At 50.5% G+C, this 2,795-nt stretch carries 3 protein-coding genes; all 3 read right to left on the bottom strand.

The genetic code is table 11. The features are described from left to right. Window positions 1–434 (bottom strand): hypothetical protein (locus tag AB1690_00025; GenBank protein MEW6013690.1); only part of this gene is annotated, 434 nt, incomplete at its 3' end. 42 nt (window positions 435–476) lie between these two features. Further along, window positions 477–2,411, bottom strand: a complete 1,935-nt coding sequence (gene gyrB / locus AB1690_00030; protein MEW6013691.1) for a DNA topoisomerase (ATP-hydrolyzing) subunit B — start codon at window positions 2,409–2,411, stop codon at window positions 477–479. 38 nt (window positions 2,412–2,449) lie between these two features. Continuing rightward, window positions 2,450–2,764, bottom strand: coding sequence for a DUF721 domain-containing protein (locus AB1690_00035; GenBank protein MEW6013692.1), 315 nt, complete (start codon window positions 2,762–2,764; stop codon window positions 2,450–2,452). Window positions 2,765–2,795 lie beyond the last annotated feature (31 nt).

A 2,795-nucleotide genomic window follows, 5' to 3' on the forward strand; every position in this document is an offset into this window, starting at 1 on the left:
ATTATCAGCTCAAATGAATCTAATAATGGATCTAGCGATATTCTTGGTGGGGCATGTTCAAATCCAATAACGCAAAGAGCTTTGTATCTGTATTGCACAAGCTCCCGCAACTTCATTGCGTCACCAATTAGACTCGTGCTGCCTTTATAAGGATGCAGCATATTGACGGACCAATCTTCCGCTTCTTTACCATTGTCTCCAAATGGTCTGACGATCTTGAATTCAATGGCCCACTCTTGCTGCAACTCCATGTCTGGAGTCCTCTTCGTCCTCGAAATTATTCCCTTGGCATTCAATCTTTGACAGACTTCTTTGACTAGCTGTGGCTCACCAAAAGGGCCAATGCCGGGCCGGAATGACTTATGAACCGGATTTTCGGAATCGAATTCCTTGAGAATATCTGCGATTATTGAGACTAATTGACGGTAATCCAAATCAACTCTATTTAAATCACATACTCGCAAACATCAATTGCATCAAATATCCAAATTTCTTACATACCGGGCGTTTTCCTGGATAAAATCGCGGCGGGGTTCAACAGCATCGCCCATCAGAATCGTAAACAGATGGTCGGCGGCGGCGGCATCTTCCAGCGAAACCTGAAGCAAAGTGCGGGTCTCCGGGTCCATGGTGGTGCGCCAGAGTTGCTCGGGATTCATTTCGCCGAGACCTTTGTAGCGCTGAACGACCACACCGTCACGTCCGAATTGGGCCACCACTCGATCGCGTTCTTCATCGGAGTAGGCGTATTGCTCGCCTTTCCCCTTCTGTATTCGGTAAAGCGGCGGCTGGGCGATGAAAATTCTCCCCTGTTCAATCAGTTCTTTCATATACCGGAAGAAAAACGTCAGTATCAAGGTGCGGATATGCGCGCCGTCGATATCGGCATCGGTCATGATTATCACCTTGTGGTAGCGAAGTTGCGAGGGGTCGAAGTCCTCGGCAATGCCGCATCCCATAGCGGTGATGAGGGCGCGGATTTCATCGTTGGAGAGAATCCGGTCGATGCGGGCTTTTTCGACATTGAGAATTTTTCCTTTGAGGGGAAGAATGGCCTGAAAGCGGCGGTCTCTTCCCTGCTTGGCGGAGCCGCCGGCGGAGTCCCCCTCAACGATATAAATCTCACACGATTCCGGGTCGGTCATGGAGCAGTCGGCCAGTTTACCGGGGAGCGAGGCGTTATCCAGAGCGGTTTTGCGACGGGTCAGTTCTTTGGCTTTCCGAGCCGCTTCGCGAGCGCGCGCCGCCGAGATAATTTTATCGGCAATCTTCTTGGCGACAGAGGGATTCTCTGCGAAAAACTCCGCCAGATAATCATTGGTGATAGTCTCGACAATACCTCTGGTCTCAGAGTTGCCGAGTTTGGTTTTGGTCTGCCCTTCAAACTGCGGGTCAGGAACCTTGACCGAGATAACCGCTGTCAGTCCTTCGCGGGAATCATCGCCGATGACCGCGGTATCGCCATTTTTGACCAGATTGTTCTTGGTGATATAATTATTGATGCTCCGCGTCAACGCCGTGCGGAATCCGGTCAGATGTGAGCCGCCTTCGATAGTGTTGATATTGTTGACATAGGAGAACAGATTTTCGACATACCCGTCATTGTACTGAATGGCGATTTCGACATCGGTGCCGTCTTTCTCTTTCTGGAAATAGATCGGCTTGTGGAAGAGAACGTTTTTATTCTCATTGAGATACTCGACAAAGGCGGCCAAGCCTCCCTTGTACTGGAATTCCAGTTTCTTGTCAACGCGATGGTCAATGAGTGCGATTTTCAGCCCTTTATTCAAAAACGCCAGTTCGCGCATGCGGGAGGCGAGGATATCGAACTTATAATCGATTTTGGTGAATATCTCATGGTCGGCAAGAAAAGCGGTTCTGGTTCCGGAGTCTTTGCAGGTCCCGATTTTCTTGACTTCACCGGTCGGCACGCCCCGTTTGTATTCCTGCAGATATTTGGCGCCGTCGCGGCAAACTTCTACTTTGCACCACTCGGAAAGAGCGTTGACGACGGAGACGCCGACACCGTGGAGACCGCCGGAGACTTTGTAGCTGGCGTGGTCAAATTTGCCGCCGGCGTGGAGCATCGTCATGACCACCTCCAGCGCCGACTTTTTCTGGGTCGGATGCATATCGACCGGGATGCCGCGGCCGTCATCGGAAACGATGATGCTGTTGTCCGGCTCTATCTCCACTTTGATACTGGTGCAGAAACCGGCCATCGCTTCATCGATGGAGTTATCGACCACTTCATATACAAGATGATGCAAGCCGCGAGGACCGATATCGCCGATATACATGGCGGGGCGGCGGCGGACCGCTTCCAGTCCTTTCAGGACGGTGATGCTGGAGGCATCGTAGTTCAGACCGTTTTTCTTTCCGTTTTCTATAGTCGTAGATTCACCTTTCATTTAACTTTCAATCCTTCCGGCTTGAAGGCAAAAAGTTTTCAAGCCACAAAATGAATTTTTCGCACCGCTTTGCCTCCGGGAAAAGAATGAATCTTCTCCAAAATGGCATCAACCTCCAGCGACAGTTGCTGACGCCAGACAGCATCCGGCACCGAAACCAGAAGAGTCTCATTGTCGAATTTCACGGCGTGGGAAGCTTTCGCAATCGATTCTCCGACAATTTCATCCCAGTTGGCGGCAACGCGCCATCCCCCCAGTTTGTGCGCCAGACCGAGGCGGGATAAGATGCCATCGATGAGATTTCCCAGTCGGGCAGAATTATGTTTGGAGGCTTTTTTAGCGTTCTTTTTCATGAGGCTTAATTATACCATATATTAAACGCCT

This window comes from Candidatus Zixiibacteriota bacterium, from assembly GCA_040753495.1.
Classification (GTDB): Bacteria; Zixibacteria; MSB-5A5; order GN15; family PGXB01; genus DYGG01.

Excerpts from the sequence above, each read along its gene's own strand:
- gyrB (MEW6013691.1), bottom strand. The coding sequence starts at position 2,411 with ATGAAAGGTGAATCTACGACTATAGAAAACGGAAAGAAAAACGGTCTG.
- AB1690_00035 (MEW6013692.1), bottom strand. The coding sequence starts at position 2,764 with ATGAAAAAGAACGCTAAAAAAGCCTCCAAACATAATTCTGCCCGACTG.